Origin of the sequence: Paenibacillus sp. FSL R5-0341 (assembly GCF_037975235.1) — a bacterium.
Lineage (GTDB): Bacteria > Bacillota > Bacilli > Paenibacillales > Paenibacillaceae > Paenibacillus > Paenibacillus amylolyticus_A.
The window spans coordinates 3,580,514-3,603,846 of sequence record NZ_CP150241.1 but is presented as its reverse complement, the minus strand read 5'-3'; the positions used below and the strand labels follow the sequence as shown (position 1 = coordinate 3,603,846).

Annotated in this window: 19 protein-coding genes; 17 read left to right on the top strand and 2 right to left on the bottom strand. The window is 48.4% G+C overall.

The window, feature by feature from the left end; all coding sequences use genetic code 11:
* Positions 1–155 precede the first annotated feature (155 nt).
* Positions 156–1,172: a LacI family DNA-binding transcriptional regulator gene (locus MKX75_RS16040; protein ID WP_339165973.1), complete on the bottom strand. Its 1,017-nt coding sequence runs from the start codon at positions 1,170–1,172 to the stop codon at positions 156–158.
* A gap of 411 nt (positions 1,173–1,583) precedes the next feature.
* On the opposite strand from MKX75_RS16040, the gene MKX75_RS16035 reads away from it, so the two are divergent.
* The 13 genes from MKX75_RS16035 (at position 1,584) to MKX75_RS15975 (ending at position 17,885) form a co-directional block, all read left to right on the top strand.
* Positions 1,584–3,374 (top strand): L-fucose isomerase, encoded by a 1,791-nt coding sequence (locus MKX75_RS16035; protein WP_339165972.1) that lies wholly within the window; start codon positions 1,584–1,586, stop codon positions 3,372–3,374.
* A 123-nt stretch (positions 3,375–3,497) separates the two neighbouring features.
* On the top strand, positions 3,498–4,988 hold the full coding sequence (locus MKX75_RS16030) for a rhamnulokinase family protein (RefSeq protein ID WP_339165971.1): 1,491 nt from the start codon (positions 3,498–3,500) through the stop codon (positions 4,986–4,988).
* Between the two features lie 69 nt (positions 4,989–5,057).
* Positions 5,058–5,720: a class II aldolase/adducin family protein gene (locus MKX75_RS16025; RefSeq protein WP_339165970.1), complete on the top strand. Its 663-nt coding sequence runs from the start codon at positions 5,058–5,060 to the stop codon at positions 5,718–5,720.
* Between the two features lie 315 nt (positions 5,721–6,035).
* Entirely contained in the window at positions 6,036–6,749 is a 714-nt protein-coding gene (locus MKX75_RS16020) for an FCD domain-containing protein (RefSeq protein ID WP_076331784.1), read from the top strand.
* Between the two features lie 41 nt (positions 6,750–6,790).
* Positions 6,791–8,839: a hydantoinase/oxoprolinase family protein gene (locus tag MKX75_RS16015; RefSeq protein ID WP_339165969.1), complete on the top strand. Its 2,049-nt coding sequence runs from the start codon at positions 6,791–6,793 to the stop codon at positions 8,837–8,839.
* A complete protein-coding gene (locus MKX75_RS16010; RefSeq protein ID WP_339165968.1) occupies positions 8,836–10,809 on the top strand; it encodes a hydantoinase B/oxoprolinase family protein in 1,974 nt (657 codons plus the stop codon). The genes MKX75_RS16015 and MKX75_RS16010 overlap by 4 nt, the downstream gene beginning before the upstream one ends.
* A gap of 67 nt (positions 10,810–10,876) precedes the next feature.
* A complete protein-coding gene (locus MKX75_RS16005) occupies positions 10,877–12,010 on the top strand; it encodes an extracellular solute-binding protein (protein ID WP_339165967.1) in 1,134 nt (377 codons plus the stop codon).
* A 75-nt stretch (positions 12,011–12,085) separates the two neighbouring features.
* A complete protein-coding gene (locus MKX75_RS16000) occupies positions 12,086–13,216 on the top strand; it encodes an ABC transporter ATP-binding protein (protein WP_339165966.1) in 1,131 nt (376 codons plus the stop codon).
* The gene (locus tag MKX75_RS15995; RefSeq protein WP_076331646.1) at positions 13,213–14,130 is read left to right on the top strand and encodes an ABC transporter permease; all 918 of its coding nucleotides are present in this window, start codon (positions 13,213–13,215) and stop codon (positions 14,128–14,130) included. The genes MKX75_RS16000 and MKX75_RS15995 overlap by 4 nt, the downstream gene beginning before the upstream one ends.
* Positions 14,123–14,968: an ABC transporter permease gene (locus MKX75_RS15990; protein ID WP_339165965.1), complete on the top strand. Its 846-nt coding sequence runs from the start codon at positions 14,123–14,125 to the stop codon at positions 14,966–14,968. Before MKX75_RS15995 ends, MKX75_RS15990 begins: the two co-directional genes overlap by 8 nt.
* Entirely contained in the window at positions 14,961–16,178 is a 1,218-nt protein-coding gene (locus MKX75_RS15985; protein ID WP_339165964.1) for a Xaa-Pro peptidase family protein, read from the top strand. The genes MKX75_RS15990 and MKX75_RS15985 overlap by 8 nt, the downstream gene beginning before the upstream one ends.
* An 83-nt stretch (positions 16,179–16,261) precedes the next feature.
* Positions 16,262–17,449, top strand: a complete 1,188-nt coding sequence (locus tag MKX75_RS15980; RefSeq protein WP_339165963.1) for an MFS transporter — start codon at positions 16,262–16,264, stop codon at positions 17,447–17,449.
* Positions 17,450–17,534: 85 nt separating this feature from the next.
* Entirely contained in the window at positions 17,535–17,885 is a 351-nt protein-coding gene (locus MKX75_RS15975; RefSeq protein ID WP_339165962.1) for a hypothetical protein, read from the top strand.
* 140 nt (positions 17,886–18,025) lie between these two features.
* On the opposite strand, the gene MKX75_RS15970 is transcribed toward MKX75_RS15975, so the two are convergent.
* Entirely contained in the window at positions 18,026–18,652 is a 627-nt protein-coding gene (locus MKX75_RS15970; RefSeq protein WP_339165961.1) for an FMN-dependent NADH-azoreductase, read from the bottom strand.
* 237 nt (positions 18,653–18,889) lie between these two features.
* Between MKX75_RS15970 and MKX75_RS15965 the strand changes: the two genes are divergently transcribed.
* From MKX75_RS15965 to deoB, 4 genes are all read left to right on the top strand, one after another.
* Positions 18,890–19,828 (top strand): sugar-binding transcriptional regulator, encoded by a 939-nt coding sequence (locus tag MKX75_RS15965; protein ID WP_062836066.1) that lies wholly within the window; start codon positions 18,890–18,892, stop codon positions 19,826–19,828.
* Between the two features lie 214 nt (positions 19,829–20,042).
* A complete protein-coding gene (gene deoC, locus MKX75_RS15960; RefSeq protein ID WP_062834778.1) occupies positions 20,043–20,693 on the top strand; it encodes a deoxyribose-phosphate aldolase in 651 nt (216 codons plus the stop codon).
* A 227-nt stretch (positions 20,694–20,920) separates the two neighbouring features.
* Positions 20,921–22,111, top strand: a complete 1,191-nt coding sequence (locus MKX75_RS15955; RefSeq protein WP_062834777.1) for a NupC/NupG family nucleoside CNT transporter — start codon at positions 20,921–20,923, stop codon at positions 22,109–22,111.
* Positions 22,112–22,140: 29 nt separating this feature from the next.
* Positions 22,141–23,319: a phosphopentomutase gene (deoB, locus tag MKX75_RS15950; protein WP_145148223.1), complete on the top strand. Its 1,179-nt coding sequence runs from the start codon at positions 22,141–22,143 to the stop codon at positions 23,317–23,319.
* Positions 23,320–23,333: the final 14 nt, after the last annotated feature.

Sequence of the window (23,333 nt, the reverse complement as noted above, 5' to 3'; positions counted from 1 at the left end):
TTCTAACGAATGAACATAAACAGGGTGCAACGAGAGCGTAATCTCCGGTGCACCCTGTTTATGTTGTACTTTTTTTAAAATCTGAATTGAACCTGATCTAGATAAGTGGGACTAATCATCTACACATATTATTTAGTCAACTCTTGCGCTTAACTTTATTTTTGCTCACGTGGGGCAGAGGCAGAGGCACGTATGCGCAGTTCTGACGGTAGAATGACGGTTTGGGCTTCGGAAGGGGCCTTGCCCTCAATTCGGTCAATCAGCATCTGTACGCCCTGAAACCCAAAGTCATATGCTGGCTGTGCGGCTACAGTCAGGAAAGGATCAAATGCAGAAGCCAGATCCAGATCGTCGAAACACACGACAGAGATGTCTTCTGGCACACGTAGTCCCCGTTTGCGCAAAAGTCGAATGACTCCAATCGCCAGCATGTTATTAGCTGCAAAAATGGCTGTTGGTTGATCCGGTTGAGAGAGTAGTCGATCCAATCCCTCTTCATCGCTGAAATCCCGGTACCCGGTTCGAAGGACAAGCTCGGGATCAATATCTGCTCCAACCTCACGCAAACCCTCTATATAACCTTCCTCTCGCAGTCTGGCGGTAGAAACTTCCGAAGAACCATTGACCAGTGCAATGCGCCGATGCCCCAATTGCACCAGATATCGGATCAGATCAATCGCGCCTTCCCGGCTATCTCCGGCAATGATATCTGACGTAATGCCAGGAACGGTTCGGTCCAGAAAGACAAACGGAATATGACGTTCCTGCAACTGTTTCAGATGAGGAAGAGAACGATCCCCCGCAGGGGCATAGAGTACACCATCCACGCGAGTAGACAGAATCGCATCCACGTAATCCTTTTCCTTATTATAATCCTCGTCACTATTGCCGAATAAAAGACGGTACCCACGAAGATGGGCTGCATCTTCAGCACCACGGGCCAGGGTTGTATAAAAAGGGTTAGTAATATCCGTAATGAGCAATGAAAGCATTTGGGTTCGTTGAAGCACAAGGCTGCGCGCATTGGAGTTCGGGATGTAGCCAAGTTCGTCGATCACCTGTTGCACACGTTCACGTGTCGCGGTACTTATGCGGCCTGTATGATTAATGACCTTGGAGACCGTCATGGCGGAGACATTGGCTTTTTTGGCAATATCGTAAATGGTAATCATTAGAATCTAACCTTTCCGCAACATAGTCTTACCATTCTATAGGATAATGCCAATTGACAGCAAGATAGGCTCGTGCTATGTTAGGGTTACCGATAACCCTAATGGGTTCTGAACGTCTTTACTACATAAACCATTTCGTTAAATTCGCTCATGCACGTTCCATTTTCTTGAAGAGAGGAACTACATACAAGGCTGATTAATGAAATGGTCTATTGGTATTTTTTCAAATATGTAAACGTATTCAATTGTCGAACTGCTCTTGGTCATCTGTGTATGCAGCTCTTATGTGCCACTCGGGTATCGGTTGTATTTCCGTCATTATCTTATTCCAATCAATGCACATGGGTCAGACAGAAGGTTTCTCAATTCAACCCAAATTCTATGAAACGAATTGAAGGAGGACACGCTAGTATGACACATCAGGATTATCGTTATAAGCAGGCTTTCCCCAAGATTGGTATTCGTCCCACGATTGATGGAAGACGCAAAGGTGTCCGTGAGTCACTGGAAGAGCAAACGATGACGATGGCGACGTCTGTTGCCGAGTTGCTTGCAGCAGAACTACGTTATCCGGACGGGTCCGCAGTGGAGTGTGTTGTGGCTGAGACCTGTATTGGCGGGGTGGCCGAGGCGGCCGCAGCGTCAGAATTGTTCAGTCGTTCGAACGTTGGCGTAACGATCACCGTGACACCATGCTGGTGTTATGGTACGGAAACGATGGATATGTCGCCATCCATTCCTACAGCCATCTGGGGTTTTAACGGGACTGAGCGTCCGGGTGCAGTATATCTGGCAGCGGTACTCTCTGCCCATGCACAGAAGGGGATTCCGGCCTTTGGGATCTATGGAGAGGATGTGCAGGACGGCGGGGATACTACGATTCCCGATGACGTGCGTGAGAAATTGCTCCGGTTCAGCCGTGCAGGTCTTGCAGCCGCAACCTTAAAAGGGCAAGCCTATCTGTCTATTGGATCAGTATCCATGGGGATTGCAGGTTCCATTGTGAACGATTCATTTTTCCAGGAGTATCTGGGCATGCGCAATGAATACGTGGATATGAGCGAACTCACTCGCCGTATCGAAGAAGAAATCTACGACCCCGAGGAGTATAAGCTCGCACTAGCCTGGGTGAAGGAGAACTGTAGCGAAGGCCCGGACAACAACGCTGCCCATCTGCAAACGGATCGCAAACGCAAAGAGTACGAATGGGAAACCGTGGTGAAAATGACCCAAATTGTACGTGACCTCATGGCGGGCAATCCGAGATTGGCTGAGCTTGGGTTCACAGAGGAATCGATGGGCCACCACGCGATTGTATCCGGCTTCCAAGGGCAACGACAGTGGACAGATCATTCTCCGAACGGAGATTTTCTTGAATCGATATTAAATTCTTCCTTTGACTGGAACGGCAAACGTGCGCCTTATCTGGTTGCAACAGAGAATGATAGCTTGAATGGAGTGTCCATGTTGTTTGGTTCGCTACTGACACATACGGCACAGATTTTTGCTGATGTGCGTACGTATTGGAGTCCGGATTCAGTACAGCGTGTGACGGGACACCAGTTGGAAGGAAACGCGAAGGATGGCATCCTGCATCTGATTAACTCCGGTTCCGCAGCTTTGGATGGCACAGGACAACAGTCCAGAGACGGGAAGCCTGTCCTCAAGCCTTTCTGGGAAATTACAGATGAGGAAGTTCAGGACTGTCTGAAAGCAACATCGTGGAGACCGGCATCCGTAGAGTATTTCCGTGGGGGCGGCTATTCAGCGGATTTCCTGACTAAAGGCGGCATGCCTGTAACGATGACACGTCTGAATCTGGTCAAAGGACTGGGGCCGGTGTTGCAAATCGCTCAGGGTTATACGGTCGATCTGCCTGAAGATGTGCATGATACGCTGGATCAGCGGACAGATCCAACATGGCCATCCACCTGGTTTGCACCTGTTTTAACTGGATCGGGAGCGTTTACTTCCGTATACGAAGTCATGAATCAATGGGGCGCCAACCATGGCTCCATCTCGTATGGACACATCGGTGCAGATCTGATTACGCTCGCTTCCATGCTTCGCATTCCGGTCAATATGCATAATGTACCTGACACGGAAATTTTCCGTCCGCGTGCGTGGGGATTGTTCGGCACAAGTGAGCCGGAGAGCGCAGACTACCGTGCTTGCAGTGTGTTTGGTCCGTTGTATCGTTAAAATAAAGTTCCATTCCTGTCAAACGCCATGTTCCTTGTGAAATGAGGTAACATGGCGTTCTCTTGAAAGCTGTGTTCAGACTCGAATACGGCTTATCGCGTAGAGTTAAGGAGGCTTGAAAGAATGGGCAATCAAGCAACACATGTGCTTGCTGCCGATTACGGCGCCGGTAGTGGACGCGTAGTCCGGGGTTCTTTTGATGGAAGCAGACTCTCGTTACAAGAAGTGCATCGATTCAACAACGAACCCGTGCAGCTGGGAGACGGATTGTATTGGGATTTCTTGCGACTTTTTCATGAATTAAAACAAGGCATTGTGAAAGGGACGCAAGGCGTCTCTCCATCGGTCCGTTCTATAGCAGTGGATACATGGGGAGTGGACTATGGACTGGTAGATGGTGCGGGAAGATTATGCTCTAACCCGCGTCATTATCGGGAAGCACACAACGCACAGTGGATGGAAGAAGTACTGCACATGGTGAAAGAAGAAGAACTGTATGCCATGTCCGGCGTTTTGCCGCAGCAGATCAATACAGTATTTCAACTGCTAGGCAGTGTACGAGAGCAGGCCGAAGGTTTGCGTCCGGATGTGCGCATGTTATTTATGCCGGATTTATTTCACTATTATCTATCCGGTAAGCAGGCTTGTGAGTATACGATTGCAAGTACCAGTGGGCTGTTGCATGCAGGCGAGGCGCGTTGGAATGAAAATCTGATCGGACGTCTCGGTATACCGGAAACATTATTTCCAAAACTCGTTCAACCGGGTACCGTGCTGGGCGATCTAACAAATGAGTTGTGTGCCGAGTTACGAACTGGACCGATGCAGGTAGTCTCTGTGGGATCACATGATACGGCATCTGCCTTGGCAGCGATTCCTGCGATGGATTCGGACTTCGCTTTTATCAGTTGTGGAACCTGGTCTCTTATGGGTGTGGAGCGAGATACACCTGTATTGGATGACCGAAGTCGTGCATTAGGATTCACCAATGAAGGGACCGTGAATGGCAAAGTACGTACCCTGAAAAATCGTTCAGGCCTGTGGCTGCTACAGGAATGCAAACGGCAATGGGAGCGGGAGAATCAACTTTTCACACATGAAGAACTGGTCCAGCTGGCTACCTTGGCAACGCCGCATCAATGTTACGTGTCGCCGGGAGATGGGGTGTATATGGCGCCAGGGAATATGGCTGAACGAATACGGCAACAATGCAGCCTCAGCGGACAGACTGTGCCCGAAACGACTGGAGCGATTGTGCGGTGCATTCTGGAAAGTCTTGCACTGGAATTCAGGCAGACGCTGGATGAATTGCAGTTGATCACAGGTACAAGACCTGGTGTAATTCATATGGTTGGTGGCGGTGTGCACAATCGTCTACTATGCCAGTTCACGGCTAATGCAGCTGGTGTTCCGGTGGTGGCGGGCCCGGCAGAGGCGACTTCAGCCGGGAATTGCATGCTGCAATTCCTTGCACATGGAGAAGTAAGTAGCTTGGCTGAGGTTCGAGAGGCTATGTCTGTTTCCTTCTCCCCCGAGACCTATGAGCCAGAGGATGCAGAACTGTGGCAGGAAGCTTATGAAAACTACCAAAGTCTGAATCAAATCAAAAGGTAATGAACAGATTCAATGAAATGAGCATGGATGCAAAATGCTAAAAAGAAAAGGACGAGGAGTGGAGAAAACATGTCTGAACAACAAGTAAGGGAAGAGTTAACGAAATATGCCCGGAGAGCAGTTGCTCAAGGACTGGTGGTCGGACCTGGTGGGAATCTGAGCGCTCGCTCTGGAGGAACGATGCTATTGTCTCCGAGTGGTTATGCTCTTGAGGATCTGGAGCCTGACGAATGGATCGCCATTGATATCGAGACAGGAGAGACTCATGTCGGAGCAACACGCCCTTCTTCCGAAGTATTGATGCATCTGTACAGCTATCGTGTGAATCCTGATATCCAAGCCATTGTGCATACGCATCCGGCATACACGATCGCACTCAGTCTCGTTTTCGATGAATTGCCACACTTGTTCCCTGATCAGTCGGCATTGGTGGGCGATATCGGGTTCGTTCCATATGTTCTGCCAACGACGAAACTTCTTGCGGATGCGGTCTCAGCACAGGTAGAAGAACATACGGCACTCATTCTCGTTAATCACGGATTGGTCACAACGGGTAAAAACCTCCGCGAAGCCTACTACCGCACCCAGGTCGTGGAAGAAAGCGCGAAGGTATATATGATCGCAAAGGCAGCCGGGGAGCCCAAAGTGCTTACTGCCGAAGAATATAAGGAAATTCAATCCCTTGAAAGTGAAGCCTACCGTGTGCAGTTACTGCAACAACTCAAGTCCTGATATTTTATTTGTTCATTCGTGAGCGTATCGTGATTAAAAGATTGTTACGTTAAGGGCAGATTGCATCCTCCAGTTAAACGCTGGCATAAAGGATGTGAAATGCTCTTTTTTATTTTTAATGATGAATTGAAAAGGCGAAGAATGTAGCTGGGGGAAATAATTCATACTAATTTGATGAGAATTGTTGAAAATGAGATCATTAGAAGTTATACTAACGTTAATCATCAATGAGTAACAACTACAAGATAGAAGATTAAAAAAACTATTAAGTATTTAAGAGGGGTGTGAAATGTAGTGGGTCCTGAGCTTAACGAAATGGAGTTGGAATACGAACTGCTGAAGCAGCTTCGAGACGCGAGCGCTCCCATCGGGGCCAGTACGTTGGTTCATACTTTGGGCAAAACGTATGGTCTGAGTCAGGCAACCATCGGAAGAAGACTTATGGAGATGGATGTTGAAGGTTTTACAGTTCTGGAAGGTCGCAAGGGAAGGACTTTGACCGAACAAGGTCTGGATCGAATGAAGACGTTGGAAAGAGATTTGCAGCAAAAAAGCGTGAATTCACAGTTAATTCAGATGCTGAACCATTCTGGAGAAAAGGCTCTGTTGGATGTTCTCGTTGCCAGAAGGGCACTTGAGCGGGAGATCGCTTCCTTGGCAGCACAGCGTGCCACGAAAGAATACATATTACTGTTGCAAGCATCGATTGCGAACCAGCATGAATTGCTTTCCAAGAATATTATACCATACGAGGAGGATCGAGAGTTCCATAGATTGTTGGCTTATGCTGCGCAAAACCAAATTCTTCTGCACGCGGTTGAACTGGTATGGGAGACAAGCCGTGATTTTCTGGAAACAGCGTATATTCGCCGGAGAGTAGGAAGTGAATTAGTTGTGGATCATCAGCAGATTCTGGATGCTATTGTAGCGGGCTCTCCGGAGCAGGCTGAAGCGGCAATGGTGAATCATATCAACCAAATGATCGATGATGTCAAACGTTATTTCACCATGCAAAACCAAAACCAATAACATTCCTTAGAATAATACCCGGTGATAAAGGAGTTGATCTTGTGGACACAATCTACCGTTTAGGTATAGATATCGGAGGTACTTTCACGGACGCGCTGGTAATGGACCATCAGGGCAAGGTGATTGCGGCACTGAAGACGCCATCGATTGCGGCAGCTCCGGAGCAGGCGATTTTTAACGCACTGGATCAGCTCAAGGCAAATGGCGTGAACATTCGTGAGATTGATCTGTTTGTGCATGGTACCACGCTCGGCGTAAACACGTTAATCGAACGAAATGGTGCAGTTACAGGTCTGCTGGTGACCAAAGGATTCCGTGACATTCTTGAAATCCGCCGGTTGCGACTTGAGGATACAACCAATCTGTATGGTGACAAGACCGATGCGCTGGTACCGAGACATCGCGTCAAGGAAGTCGATGAACGGGTGATTGCGAGCGGGGGAATACTCCAGCCACTCAATCAGGAACAGCTGCTGCAAGCGGTGGATGAGCTGGTGGAGGATGGTGTTACCGCTTTGGCGATCAGTTTCTTACATGCTTATGTGAATCCTGCTCATGAACAGCTTGCGGAAGATCTGATCAGGGAACGTTATCCGCAACTGTTCATCTGCCGAAGCAGCGCCATCTGGCCACAACAGCGTGAGTTCGAAAGAACACTTGCAACGGCCATGAATGCTTATGTAGGGGAACGAATGGGGTCTTACTTCCTGCGTCTGCAAGAAGGGATTCAGGCGTATGGTCTCAAATCCAGCTTGCTGTCTACCATGTCCAACGGTGGCATTATGACGGCTGCCAGAGCGGCTAATGAGCCGGTACGTACGCTCCTGTCCGGACCTGCTTCCGGTGTAATCGCCGCGACCCATATCGCTGAACGAGCTGGTATTCATCAGGTCATCACATTCGATATGGGTGGGACAAGCGTTGATGTTGCCCTTATTGACAAAGAACCGGCTTATTCATCCGAGAACAAAGTTGGGGATTTTCCTGTCATCATTCCTGCTGTTGATGTAACAGCCATTGGGGCAGGTGGTGGTTCAATTGCATGGCTTGATTCCGTAGGCGTACTCAAAGTTGGACCGCGCAGCGCTGGAGCCAATCCCGGTCCGGCCTGCTATCAGCGTGGTGGAGAAGAGCCGACAACCACAGATGCCTATCTACAGCTCGGTATCCTGCACGCTGACCGTTTCCTTGGCGGACAAATGCGTCTGTATCCCGAACTTGCAGAGCGTACTCTTTCCAATCTGGGAGAGAAGCTTGGACTGAATGCCAAACAGACTGCGCAAGCCATTCTCGATGTGGCAACTGCCAATATGTATGCCCAGTTTTCCCCTCTGATGGCCCGCAAGGGCGTTGATCCCCGCGATTTTACGTTGCTCGCATATGGTGGAGCTGGCCCGATGCATGCTTTTCTGATGGCACGTGAGGTAGGCATCGGCAGGGTGCTGATCCCGCCATCTCCTGGAACACTATGTGCCATGGGTTGCACGGTTGCCAATCTTCGAAATGATTTTGTTCATACGTTACAAAAAAGCACCCAGAATCTGGAGCCTGGTGAGTTAAGAACTCTTTTCACTGAACTGGAAAACCAAGGACGTAGCTGGGTCGATGAGGAAGCCCGTGGCGGTGTCCAACTGGATCATATTTATTGCCTATACAGTGCGGATATGCGCTATGAAGGACAGGCCTTTGATCTCGAGGTCACGCTGACATTGGAAGAAATTGAAGATCCCAAGAAGGCAGGGATGAAATTCCATACGTCTTACCAAAACGTGTTTGGCATTAGTCAGCCGGAGGCAGAGGTCATGTTTGTAAGTCTTAGAGCGACCATTGTTGGTGTTTTGCCTACCCGTAACACGGTAGATCCGGTAGATTTGCCATTCGACGAGAGTGAAGTGGAAGATAGGATCATTACTTTTGACCATGTACAGCAGACAGCGAAGGTAGTCAAAAGAGGACAGATTCCATCGGTGGATGCTCCCATTCCCGGGCCCATTATTGTAGAGGAATATGATACCACGATCTTTATCCCACCTGGATATAAGGTATACCGGGATGTGCACGGGAACGTGATTGGGGAGGTGGAAGCATGATCGGCGACAAAGTTTTTCTTGAGATTTTCAACAACCGAATTCAGGCTGCGGTGGAAGAAATGGCGAATGTCGTTTTACGGACAGGCTTCACCGCTTTTGTCAAAGAAACAGGCGATTTTGGAACCTACCTTTTATCTCCTTCCGGGGAAACGTTCGGGTCGCCGCTGGAGACGGGTTACAATCTGTCTCTGGGCATTCCGGCTGCTGCGACCATTGACAGCATAGAAGACTGGAAAGAAGGGGATCTCGTCATATGTAATGATCCTTATTCCACCAAAGGCATGGTTACACACCTTCCAGACATTCATCTTATCAAGCCTTATTTTCATGAAGGGCGAATCATCGCTTACGGCATGTGCTTTGTCCATTCATCCGATGTAGGCGGCAAGGTACCGGGGAGTGTATCTCCCAGCGCCTACGATATTCATATGGAAGGCATTCGAATTGCACCAGTCAAGCTGTATGAAGCTGGTGTTCTGAACAAGCAGATTCTGCGCATGTTTCTGGACAACAGCCGAATTCCGGAGCAAAATCTCGGTGATCTCAAAGCGCTTATGGCTGCATTGAATCGGGGAGAGCAGAGACTTGGGGAACTCATTGCCCGATATGGCGTGGAGAAAATCCAGCAGGGCATCGAACATTTGCTGGAATATGCCGAGCTGAAGGCCCGTGCCATCGTGCAGGATATTCCGGACGGTTCCTATGACTTCTGGGACTACCTGGAGAAAGGCCCAGGAGGATATCCCATCCGATTGCGCTGCAGAATGACGATTGCGGGCAGTGACATTCATCTGGACTTTAGCGGCACCGATCCTCAGGTTAGAGCTTCATTTAATATTCCTACTCACAACCAACAGGGGCATTACATGCTGGTGCCCGCACTCATTCGTTATTTCCGTACGCTCGATCCGACCATTCCATGGAATTCGGGTATGATTCGTATGGTGCAAAATTACGCGCCACCTGCTTCCGTACTCAACCCGGAGCCGATGGCAGCTGTTGGGGCACGTGCTGCGACCTTTATCCGGCTGATGGACGTCATCACGGGTGCTTTGGGGAAAGCTCAGGCCAGCAAGGTTCCTTCGGCAGGAGCTGGACAAGCCTGCATCGTCATGATGGCGATGACAGATGCATCCGATGGCAAGAAAAAGGTGGGCGTAATTCAGCCGATCTGCGGTGGTTCGGGAGCAAGGCCGATGAAAGATGGGATTGATGGCATGGATTTTGCCGTTGGTCATCTTCGGAATATCCCTGCGGAAACAGTGGAATCCGAGATGCCTGTGTTGATCGAGCATTATGGTCTTCGTGCGGATTCGGCAGGTGCGGGAACCTTCCGCGGTGGAAGCGGGATTGACCTGTGCGTCAGAATTCTAACACCCGATACCGTAATGACGGCCAGAAACATGGAGCGTATGGAATTTCAGCCCTGGGGCAGGCTCGGTGGCGGCGTAGGTTCACATGGAGAAGCGATTCTCAATGCTGGACGTGCAAGTGAGGATCATCTGGGAAGAATTGATGAGCTGCTACTTCAGCCTGGAGAAACGGTTACGTTCCTGTCGCAAGGTGGAGGCGGATATGGCGATCCATTTGAGCGTGATTCACGTCTGGTTCTGGAAGATGTAAGAAGTGGGCTGGTATCCCCGGAGAAAGCCCTTGAGTTATATGGTGTTGTGATTGACGGCCTGGAGCTGAACGAGAGAGATACCGAACAACTGCGCGTCAAGCGCCCACGGCAGCAGGAGGAATTCGCCTATGGCAAGGCACGGGAGCAATTCGAAACCATATGGAGCGACGAGATGCAGGTATCGCTGAATCAGTCATTGCTGAGTGCTCCGCTTGCATTGAGAGACTACCTGAAGCGTCAGACCATGGGCGTTGTAGAGGAGAAGTATAAGGATTCCCTATCTGTAGATCCACGGGAGATATCCGACATTATGGAAGGGTTACGCGAGAAAATAGGGTTTCATTGATCAAGTGTATGGAGACTATTTAGTTCTTGTTTATCGATAAACCAACTACATGGATGGGGGAATTCGCATGTTCAAATCAAACAAAAAACGCTTTCTCAGCCTTGCCTCACTGACACTGGCCAGTACATTGGTGCTTTCCGCTTGCGGTGGAGCAGGCAGCTCAAGTAATACTGCCGGAGAGAGCGGATCTTCAGGAGCAAGCGGAGACAAAGTTAAGCTGACGATGTTTATCTGGGCTGGTTCCAATCAAGACGTCGTTCCGAAAGAAGTGGTTGCCGAGTATGTGAAAGAACATCCCAACGTTGAAGTCACCTTTGAGGAATCCTCCAATTCGGTAATGTACCCGAAGATGGTCGCTGGCAAGCAGGCTGATGCCAACAATCCGGTCGTCAACTTCGGTTACTTCAATGCAGATGCGACGGCTAAAGGTTTGAATGATGATATGTGGGAGCCACTGGATACAAGCATCGTGACCAATATGAAGGATATTCCAGAGGCCTTCCACAAGCCAGACAATAAAGGTGTGGTTTGGGGTGTTTCGAGCTTCGCCTTAGTGTATAACAAAGACCTAGTAAAAGCGCCGCCTACCAGCTGGAACGATCTATGGGATAACGAGGAGTTCAAAGGAAAAACTGCGCTCTGGGACTATATGTTCTATTCCTATATCTCCCCACTTATTGCTACCAAAGGTCAAGAGATTGGTGCATCCTATGAAAATCCCGAGCCAGCCTTCCAGTTCTGGGCAGATCGCAGTGACCAGATTGGCACATTGGTTTCATCCAATGATCAGCTGAAGGCACTGCTGGAGTCAGGTGATGCTCTCATTGCCCCATTCAGTGCACAGGTTGCACAGACATGGATTGATGGCGGTTCTCCACTTGCCGTAGCGTATCCGAGTGAAGGTGCCATCTCCTTCCCGTACACACTTCAGGTCGTGAAGGGCTCAACACCTGAGCAGACACGTGTTGCAAACGAAATTATCAACGAATTGTTGAGCGCAGAGGCGCTGTCACAATATGCAGAAGCAACCGGTACGCCAGTAACCAGCACGACAGCTGCAGTTCCGGACAAGTACAAGGATGATCCTTCCTTCTCCGTAGAAACGCAAAGTAACGGCATTAATCCAGACTGGGATGTGCTTGCACAGAACAGCTCTTCCTGGAAAGAACTATGGGACCGACTGGTGAAAACAAAGCTTTAATAAAAGGATTATTGACAGGCACACAACAATTCCGGGTTCTGCTCTGAACCTGGAATGGATGGGAGGGAACCAGAGATGAGCAGCGGACAAGAGACCATATCCATTGAAACAAGGGAAGTCACGAAGACTTATGGTGAGCGAGCCGCGGTTGATCAAGTAACACTCCAAGTGAAAAAGGGTGAATTCGTTTCCTTGCTTGGTCCGAGTGGCTGTGGCAAAACAACACTGCTGCGCATGCTTGGCGGACTTGAGCAACCAGATCAGGGCACCATTATGCTGGGAGGTCGGGATGTTACCGGCATTCCGGCCTATGGACGCAATAGTAATATGATTTTTCAGCAGCTTGCGCTGTTCCCTCATATGGATGTATTCAACAACATTGCCTACGGGCTAAAGGTGAAGAAGTTACCGAAAGCCGATATCAAGCGGCAGGTGGGTGAAATGCTTGATCTGGTCCAGCTCGGAGACTATGGCAGGCGTGCTGTATCCGAGCTGTCCGGGGGGCAGGCCCAACGCGTCGCCATTGCTCGCGCACTGATCAACAGACCCGAAGTGCTGCTGCTTGACGAACCTCTCTCTGCATTGGACATGCAACTACGTCTCGATATGCAGCGTGAACTGAAACGCATACAGCGTGAGTTCGGCGGAACGTTTATCTTTGTTACGCATGACCAGAGCGAAGCCATGAACATGTCTGACCGAATCGGCGTCATGCGCGCCGGAAAGCTGCTACAATACGCAACCCCTGATGAAATCTATGAAAGACCGGCCGATAGCTTCGTGGCCAAGTTTATTGGAGATACCAATCTCTTTGAGACGGAAGTGTTGGGACATGATGTGAAAGGAATTCGGGTGGATTGCTTCGGCAAGCCATTGCTGGTGAAGGTCAGTGATGGAAATGCTGTACCGAAAGCGGGAGCACGACATTCCTTATCGATCCGCAATGAATATATTCGATTCGGAGAAGATGCAACTCATTGTGTGAACAAACTGGATGGACACGTGATTGAAGCGGTATACGGCGGAGCAAATATTCGATACAGTGTGCAGATTGCTGAAGGTTTTCTGGTTCAGGCCAGTGTGCTGCATCAGCGGGGAGCCTCACGTTTTAGTCCAGGTGAGCCAATACAAATTGGCTTTGACCCGGAGGACGCGCTATTGTTATCCGAACCCGTGCATGATCAAGTCCAGGGGGCAGGAATATGAGCCGGATTGCGGAACGGATCGTGAATCTGTATTCCTTTGGAAACCGCACATGGGTAACCCGGTTGCTGCTTCTGTTGCCTGCACTTGCTTTGATGGGCATCGTTTATCTGGGCGGGTTGTTGATCTTTGGGAGATATAGCTTCGATATTTATGAGAATGGAAAACTTATTCGGGGCTGGGATTGGGGGGCGTATCGTGCGTTTCTGTCTGATCCCTACTATTGGAAGCTAATTGGCACAACGTTTCGCATTGCCTTCAAAGTTACGCTATGGAGCCTTCTGCTTGCCTATCCACTGGCCTATTGCATAGCGGGTCTAAAGAAGCCTGGCATGAAGCAGTTATTGCTGCTGCTCACGTTTCTTCCGCTACTGGTCAGCGCGGTTGTGCGTTCTTACGGATGGCAGCTGTTGCTTTCCAAACAGGGCTTCATGAACTGGCTATTCATCCGGCTGGGGCTTACCGATGAAGGATTCAGCATGATATACAACGAGACAGGTGTCGTTGTCGCGCTTGTCCATATTTTCCTGCCATTTATGGTCTTTCCGATTCTGAATGTGTTGTCCCAAAGTGACGCTTCCTTAAAGGCAGCTGCTCAGGATTTGGGGGCGGGCAGCTGGAGAACGTTCCTCACCATTACCCTGCCCTTATCGGCAAGAGGCATTGCAAGCGGGGTACAAATTGTGTTCACGCTGTGCCTCACCGCATTCACCACACCTCAGCTGATCGGCGGGGGAAGAGTCATGACACTTCCGGTATTTATATACCAGCGTACCTTGGACACGAACTGGCCGATGGCTGCAGTTGCCAGCCTGTTCTTGCTTGTGTCTTCCATTGTTGTCTCGTTGCTGGTGAATAAAGGGGCGGAAATGTTGATGTTCCGTCGTTCCCGTAAGGGAGGTCAGGCGTATGGTTAAGTCGAACAAGGGTACCAAGCTGCTGCTCTATATCTTTGTGAGCGCCGTAGCCATTTATTTGCTGTTGCCGCTGCTCATGATTATGTTAACGTCCGTAGGCTCAGGTTCAGCCAGTAAATTCCCGCCAGAAGGTCTAACCTTGAAATGGTATGCCAATCTGGGTGAGCAAACCCAGTTTCTCGATGCTTTCAAAAACAGCCTCATTGCTTCGACAGGGGCGGTTCTGCTGGCTTTGATTACGGGTACGCTTGCTGCGCTAGCGATCGTGCAGTATCCTTTCCCGGGTTCTGGCATGTTAAGGGCATTTTTTGTATCTCCGATGGTTATGCCGAAAATTACGCTGGGTATCGCATATTTGATTTTATTCTCGAAAATGCATATTGCAGGCGGATTGTTTGCGCTTATTTTGGGTGAAGCGGTCATTGTACTTCCATTCGTGCTCACTCTTGTGGGCAGTGCATTAGCCAATCTGCACCCGGCTCACCGGGAAGCTGCCGCAGACCTTGGCGCAGGACCGATGCGTATCTTTTTCACAATTACACTGCCACAGCTCCGACTATCCCTGCTTTTGTCAGGGTCAATCGCTTTTGTCTTCACTTTCGATCAGGTAGAGGCTGCACTGCTGCTACTCCGTCAGGACAGCTACACGTTGCCAATACAGCTATTCCTGTACATGGAGAAATGGCAGGACCCAACAATTGCTGTTGTGTCTGTAGTGTTGATCGCTTTTGCACTGGCTCTGTTTATGACGATTAAACTAGTTTTGCGCTCTGTACCAGGACTTGAGAGTTTGTTTGGTCGCAGGAAAACAAAAGGAGGTCTGGATCAAAATGAATAATTCACACCATCTATCTCATAGCTCAGGTCTGAATTGGGATCGGGCGGAAGAAGTGATGAAAGCTCAGGGGCTAAGCGCCCTGATTGCAACGACTCCAGAGAACATTCACTATGTCATCGGGTCCCAGCTGCGTGCAAGCAACTGGACGATGCAGATTTATGCTATTTTGCCTGCTGACAGATCTGCTAAGCCGTGTATCATCATTCCAACGAATCGGTTGGGCGTTGTGGCCCAGTTCGGTATCACGGGGGTGGACATATTTGCCTACAGTGACTTCTTCGTGGAAGGTTCAATTGAAGGCAAACCTTCCACGGACGACATTGATCTATTCTATTCTCTCCTGCAAACGACGGTCATTCATCCAGGTCCTGTAGAAGCACTCAAGGCAGCATTACAACAGCTGGGTATCGATAGTCAGCCGATTGGCATCGATGAAATGCGGATCGCTCCCGATATTCTGGCTAGAATCAGGGAGGAGCTTCCTGAAAGGCCGGTGGTTTCCGCATATAAACTGTTCCGACAAATCCGCCTGGTTAAGACACCTTTTGAAATCGAGCAACTGCGTCAGGCTGCTCAATTAAATGAACGGATTGAACAGGAGCTGATTGATCTGATTGCAGCAGGTGTTCATGAGAAGCAACTTGCAGATCATTATCGTCTGGCTGTGATGAGGGCAGGTGGAACTCCGGCAATGACTGCAGTAGGGGCAGGACCACGCAGTGCGTTGCCACTCATTGAAAATTATTTTCATACGATTGAGACTGGAGATCAGGTCCGTTTCGACCTTTGCCTCCAGCTGGAAGGATACTGGGGAGATACAGGCCGCACGGTTGTTGCAGGTGAACCTACCGCCTGGATGAAAAAGCATTTTGATGCGGTCAAAAGTGGATGGGAGACGGCACTTGAAACGGTGCGCCCTGGCGTCAAGGCATCGGATGTATTTCATGCGGCGGTGTCCCGCGTACAGCGCGAGGGAATTCCCCATTACCGACGTCAGCATGTCGGACATGCCATCGGCTTGGAACTGTACGACGATATGACTCTCTCCCCGGGTGACCAGCGTATACTGGAGCCCGGTATGGTGCTATGTGTGGAGGTACCTTATTACGAGCTTGGTGCTGGTGGGTTCCAAATCGAGGATACAGTTGTCGTAACGCCAGATGGTTATGAGTTTCTGACTCATATGGAACGGAAACTGTTCATCAAATAACGATAAAATGGAAGGCTTCAGTGACCGGCGATCAGGCCACAGTCCATCCAAGAAGCTTTCTTACCGAGAAAGTTGGAACATCTATGATTCAGCAGGGAACTAAGACGTTTCGTAACATTAGCCTTGCACTGTTCGCCGGAGGTTTTGTCACTTTTGCGTTGCTCTACAGCCTCCAGCCCCTGATGCCTGAGATTAGCGATACATTCTCCATTACGCCGGCACACGCCAGTCTTACGCTATCGGTAACAACGATCGCCATGGCACTGACGATGCTGTTCATCGGCTCCTTGTCTGATTCAGTGGGGCGACGCTTTATTATGACAGCGGCATTAGTAATATCTTCTTTTATTGCTTTGCTAAGTGCGTTCAGCCCGGGATACACGGAGCTTCTTCTGCTTCGTATTCTCCAAGGGGTGGCACTCGCGGGGTTGCCCGCGATAGCCATGACATATCTGTCAGAAGAAATTGAACCTGCAAGTCTTGGATATGCCATGGGGCTATACATCAGTGGGAATTCAATAGGAGGCATGGCTGGTCGTTTTATCAGTGGTGTCGTGACAGACTGGTTCAGTTGGCGCGCCGCTGTGGGTTTCATTGGTATTCTAGGTTTGTGTGCAGCCGTTATTTTTTGGCTTGTCATCCCACCATCCCGTCATTTTGTCAAAGCTGCACCCGGATTCAAAAATCCAATACCTCTTTTGTGGTCACAGTGTCGCAATCCAAGGCTGCTATGCCTGTATGGACTCGGTTTTCTCCTGATGGGGGGCTTCGTGACCCTGTTCAACTATATTGGTTTTGAATTAACGGGCGAACCCTATCATCTTAGCCAGTCCATTGTTGGAAGTCTTTTTGTGGTATATCTGATGGGCACGGTTAGTAGCACCTGGATGGGAAGGCTGGCAGATCGGTACGGCAGATCACATGTGCTTGGAATCGCGCTGGGGATTATTCTGGCTGGTGCAGTCTGTACCGTTCATCCAGCGCTTTGGGTCAAAATTATTGGACTCGCCCTGTTTGCCTTCGGTTTCTTTGGCGGTCATTCCATTGCCAGCAGCTGGGTTGGACTCGTGGCCAATCAGCACAAATCACAGGCCAATGCGTTGTATTTGTTTTTCTACTACCTTGGTTCAAGCGTAAGTGGAACAGGGGGCGGATTGCTTTACAGCCATTTGGGATGGATAGGCATTGTGGGTATGATCGGTGTGTATGTTTTAATCGGTTTTACGTTGTGTAATTTGCTTGTACATAGGCTGAAGGGACAGGTTACATAAATCAACTTTTTCCGACAGGTATTGCATCTCCTGAAATACCGAGTATAATACTTGGTAAATAGACTAAAAGGGGATGCAATAAACGATGAAAACACATGCTGAATTGAACTCACTTCTTGTTGACGATTATCTGGATCTCCTGAACATTGCGAAACAGCTAGGTGATGACGAATGGAAAGATGCTATTATGCAAGCATTGAAGGAAGAAGTCGATGCGAATCATCATCTGGATTCCAAAGAGGTAAGACAGGATTTATGGATTCAATTTGAAGGCATTAATGAACAAATGCATGATCTGTTAATGCAATTGAAGCATGCCGACAGTCCTGAGGAGAAAGAACAGATTATCGAAATGATCTGGGGATTGAAAGTAGACCGTCATGCGATCACACGTAAACTTGAAACCATGAGCCGTGCCAGCGCTGGACATCAATAAGCTCGAGGTTGATTATACATTGAAAACCCGCGTGCTTCCTGGGATTATTCCCTGGGACGCACGCGGGTTTTGTTTATGCTTTGATTGTTTTACTACACTTTAAGTGAGTGTTCAAAAGCGGACTTTTTGAACTACTACTCTTAAAATTGTTTTGCGAAAGTGCTTGCTTGCTCGATAGCTTGTTGCTTAATCTCATCTGCACGGTCTTTATATTGATTGTGCCCCTCAACAAAAATGCCATCAAGCTTCGGTACACCGAGGAATGACATGATAATGCTCAGGTAACGATGACCGGATTCCATCTGGGCCGCTGGGCCTTCAGAATAAATGCCGCCGCGGGCCTGAATATGCAATGCTTTTTTATCAGACAGTAGTCCAACAGGACCTTGTTCCGTATAACGAAATGTTTTGCCAGCTACGCAGATAGAGTCGACATAAGCCTTCAGAATTGGAGGAAATGAGAAGTTCCACATCGGGGTTACAAAAACATATTTATCTGCAGCAGCGAATTGATCTGACAGTTCATTTAAACGACTTACTTTGGTCTGCTCTTCGGCAGTCAGATCACTTCCCGATTGCAGTTTGCCCCACCCACTGAAGACATCCGCATCAATATGGGGAATATCCGAGCGATACAGATCGAGGTGAACAATCTCATCAGAAGAGTGACTTTCGCGATACGCGTCAATAAATGCTTTACCTGTAGCCATGCTGAAGGAGGTTTCATGATCATGAGGATGGGCAGTAATATACAATAAGGTAGACATGTAGTTCTTCCTCTCTGTGCAATTAATGGGGTGAACCAATCTTGGCAATGATGAAGCGACCGCAGTAGTATGCATCGTTTCTCCCGTTTTATACGTCAGAAAGGAATATGAGTCGAATGATCACGATACTGAATTGGAAGCTATATAGTGACCAGATACTCAATCCATGTATAATATACAGGACGAGTATTTATTTTCCAACGATAATAGGGATGAGTGAGATGAGCGCACATGGGAATGGATCTGGAGAAGCAACGATTAAGCATTGAAGCAGCGAAATTGTATTATCAGTCCGATTACAGCCAGCAGGACATTGCCGCCCGCTTAGGCGTGTCGCGTCCAACAGTATCAAGATTACTTCAGTACGCCAAAGATCGCGGATACGTGCGAATTGAAATTATGGACCCGCTGGAGGATATCGATATCATTGCCGGTGAACTCAAGTCGAAATATGATCTGGATACGGCACTTGTGTGTTTTGCCCCGTTGAAGAGTGATGAGGAAATACAGAAGCATATTAGCAAACGAGCAGCAGACTATCTTCAGGAGACGGTTCAGGATGCAGATATTATCGGGGTGACCTGGGGAACAACCATGCATGCCGTAGCACGCCAGCTTCGTCCCAAGCAGGTCAAAGGTGTCGAAGTCGTTCAATTGAAGGGGGGCGTAAGTCACTCCCATGTCAATACGTATGCGGCTGAGATTGTACATTTGTTCGCTGAGGCCTTCCACACGGTACCAAGGTATCTGCCACTGCCCGTAATTTTCGACAATATTGAAGTGAAGAACATGGTGGAAGCGGATCGACATATCGGCAGAATTGTGGAACTTGGCAGACAAGCCAACATCGCTTTGTTCACTGTCGGTACTGTGAAGGAGGATGCCTTATTGTTCAGGCTCGGCTACTTCAATGAAGAAGAGCAACAATTACTGATGAACTCAGGTGCTGGTGACATCTGTTCACGCTTTTTTGATGCGGAAGGTCAGTTGATCAGTGAAGAGATTAACAGCAGAACCGTCGGAATAGACTTAGCTGAATTGAGAAATAAGGAAAAATCTATCCTTGTCGCCGGGGGGCAACGCAAAATTGAAGCGATTCACGCCGCGCTTAAAGGTCATTATGCGAATATTCTGGTTACAGATCAGTACACAGCGCAGGCATTACTGCGATTCTAATTTCGAATGGATATGGATGACAACATCTGCCACGCAAAAAGGGCGGATGTTTTGCTTTGTAAGGCAGAAAATATAACGAAGCAAGAACTGTAAATTGAACCGTGAACAAAAGTTCAAGTTGATTTTTACATATGTTCATGTTAGTGTAAGGGTATAGAAAATAACTAGTTCAGACAAGGGAGAGATTCAATTGACTACACCACAATTAGCTAAAATGATCGACCATACGTTGCTTCGTGCGGACGCAACGCAAAGTGAAATGGCCAAGTTAACCGAAGAAGCGAAGCAATACCAGTTTGCTTCCGTATGCGTTAACCCAGGCTGGGTTGCTTATGCTGCTGAGCAGTTGCAGGGTACTGGCGTAGATATCTGCACCGTTATCGGTTTCCCTCTGGGAGCATCTACATCGGAGACAAAAGCTTTCGAAACTAAAGATGCGATTGCTAAAGGTGCAACTGAAGTCGATATGGTCATCAACATCAGTGCTTTGAAAGATGGCAAAGATGATTACGTTGAACAGGATATTCGTGCTGTAGTTGAAGCTGCTGCGGGTAAAGCTTTGGTGAAAGTCATTATTGAAACTTGTCTGTTGACGGATGATGAGAAAGTACGTGCTTGTCAGGCAGCTGTACGAGCTGGAGCAGATTTTGTTAAAACTTCTACAGGTTTCTCCACAGGTGGGGCAACGCCGGAAGATATCGCTTTGATGCGTCGTACTGTAGGTCCTGATGTTGGCGTTAAAGCTTCCGGTGGCGTACGCAGCCTGGAAGATATGCAGAAAATGATCGAAGCGGGTGCGACTCGGATCGGTGCAAGTTCTGGTGTGAAGATCATGCAGGGCGGTCAGTCTACCTCTTCTTACTAAGCAAAAGCTAATTAAACAAAGCTTGATGAACTAAAAAGTAATGATATATTCTCTGTACTTGGGCACTCGACTCAGGTACAGGGAATAGAATTTACACTTATATTTTAAAAACGGGATTAATTGTAAGCGCTTCATAAGTTTTCTGAAAGGTTTATGATTTTGAATGCTTAAGAACCCTTTGAGCTGAATTCCACATCCGGCTTAACTACCTTCAAAGGAGAGATCAAATGAAATTTCTAATTGCCCTTCTTGGCTTACTCGTTGTTTTTGGACTGGCTTATATCGCAAGCAACGGTAAAAAGAAGATTAGATACCGACCGCTGGTCGTTATGATTGTTTTGCAGGTGATCCTGGCCTATGCCTTGCTGAATACAGGGGTAGGAACATGGCTGATTGGTGGATTTGCGACCATATTTGAAAGTTTGCTGGCCTATGCGAATGAAGGGATTTCATTTGTATTCGGTGGTTTAACTGGTGTCCCGGATGCTAATGGCGGATTTCCGTTCTTCCTGAACGTATTGATGCCGATTGTTGTCATCTCTGCCCTCATTGGGATATTGCAGTATATCCGAATCTTACCTTTTGTTATAAAATATATTGGTCTGGTATTAAGCAAAATCAACGGAATGGGCAAACTGGAATCATATAACGCGGTTGCTTCGGCTGTATTGGGGCAATCTGAAGTGTTCATTTCTGTGAAAAAACAAATTGGGTTGTTGCCAAAACATCGGCTGTACACCTTGTGTGCTTCGGCGATGTCCACGGTATCGATGTCGATTGTCGGTGCCTATATGTCCATGATTGATCCGAAATATGTGGTTACGGCACTCGTGCTGAACCTGTTTGGCGGTTTTATCATTGCTTCCATTGTGAATCCTTATGAGGTTACAGAGGAAGAAGATATATTGGAAGTACAGGAAGAGGAGAAACAGTCCTTCTTCGAAATGCTGGGTGAGTACATCCTGGATGGATTTAAAGTCGCCATCATCGTAGCTGCGATGTTAATCGGTTTTGTCGCTCTCATCGCGTTAGTTAACGGAATGTTTAGCGCAATACTCGGTATTTCATTCCAGGAGCTGCTAGGTTATGTGTTTGCACCATTTGCCTTTATTATGGGTGTTCCATGGAAGGAAGCTGTTCAAGCGGGAAGTATTATGGCTACCAAAATGGTATCCAATGAATTCGTAGCCATGCTTGATCTGACGAAGCAGACAACGTTGTCTGCCAGAACAACAGGGATCGTATCCGTCTTCCTCGTATCGTTCGCCAACTTCTCCTCGATCGGTATCATTGCCGGTGCGGTGAAGGGACTTCATGAGAAACAAGGTAATGTGGTAGCCCGCTTCGGTCTGAAGCTGCTTTACGGTGCATCGCTTGTCAGTGTATTGTCGGCGATCATCGCCGGACTGTTCTTGTAAACCGGATTATTGGAAGGAGTGCTTAGGTTATGTCAACATTCAAAAGAGTACATCTAATCGTTATGGATTCTGTAGGGATCGGCGAAGCGCCGGATGCAGCAGAATTTGATGATTTTGATGTAGATACCTTCGGTCACATTGCACGTGAACGCGGAGGTCTAAAAATGCCTCACATGGCCAGTCTCGGACTGTCCAACATCAAAGAAATCGAGGGTATCCCTGTAGCGGATGCACCTAAAGCGTATTACACCAAGATGCAGGAAGCATCCAGAGGCAAAGACACAATGACAGGTCACTGGGAGCTGATGGGTCTTTACATTGATACACCTTTCCGCGTGTTCGAGAACGGTTTTCCCGATGAGTTGATTCAGCGCATTGAAGAGAAAACGGGCCGCAAAGTGATTGGTAACAAACCGGCCAGCGGCACAGAAATTCTGGATGAGCTGGGTGCAGAGCATGTCGAAACTGGCGCACTCATCGTGTACACATCTGCGGATTCGGTTCTGCAAATTGCAGCACATGAGGATGTCGTTCCTCTGAAAGAACTATATGAGATCTGTGAGTTCTGTCGTGAAATTACACTTGAAGATCCATACATGCTGGGCCGCATTATTGCCCGTCCATTTGTAGGTGAAGCAGGTGACTGGAAGCGTACAGCGAATCGTCATGATTATGCGCTTAAGCCGTTTGGACGTACCGTCATGAATGAACTGCAAGATGGTGGATTTGATGTCATTGCCTTGGGTAAAATTGCAGATATCTACGATGGCGAAGGTGTAACCAAGGCTGTTCGTACTGTCTCTAACATGGATGGCATGGACAAGTTGTCCGAAACGATGGATGAAGAGTTTACAGGACTCAGCTTCCTGAATCTGGTTGATTTTGATGCCCTGTACGGTCACCGTCGTGATCCGCAAGGTTATGCTCAGGCGCTTGAAGACTATGATGCACGGCTGCCAGAGATTTTTGCCAAAATGACCAATGATGATCTGCTGCTGATCACAGCTGACCATGGTAACGATCCAACCTACCGTGGCACAGACCACACACGTGAATATGTACCACTGCTTGCCTACTCTCCGCGTTTCAGTGAGGGCAAAAAGCTTGACCTGCGCAGCACATTTGCTGACCTCGGTGCAACCGTAGCCGAGAACTTTGGTGTGAAAATGCCGGAATACGGCACTAGCTTCCTGAAAGATTTGAAGTAAGTTCTTCGAAAACT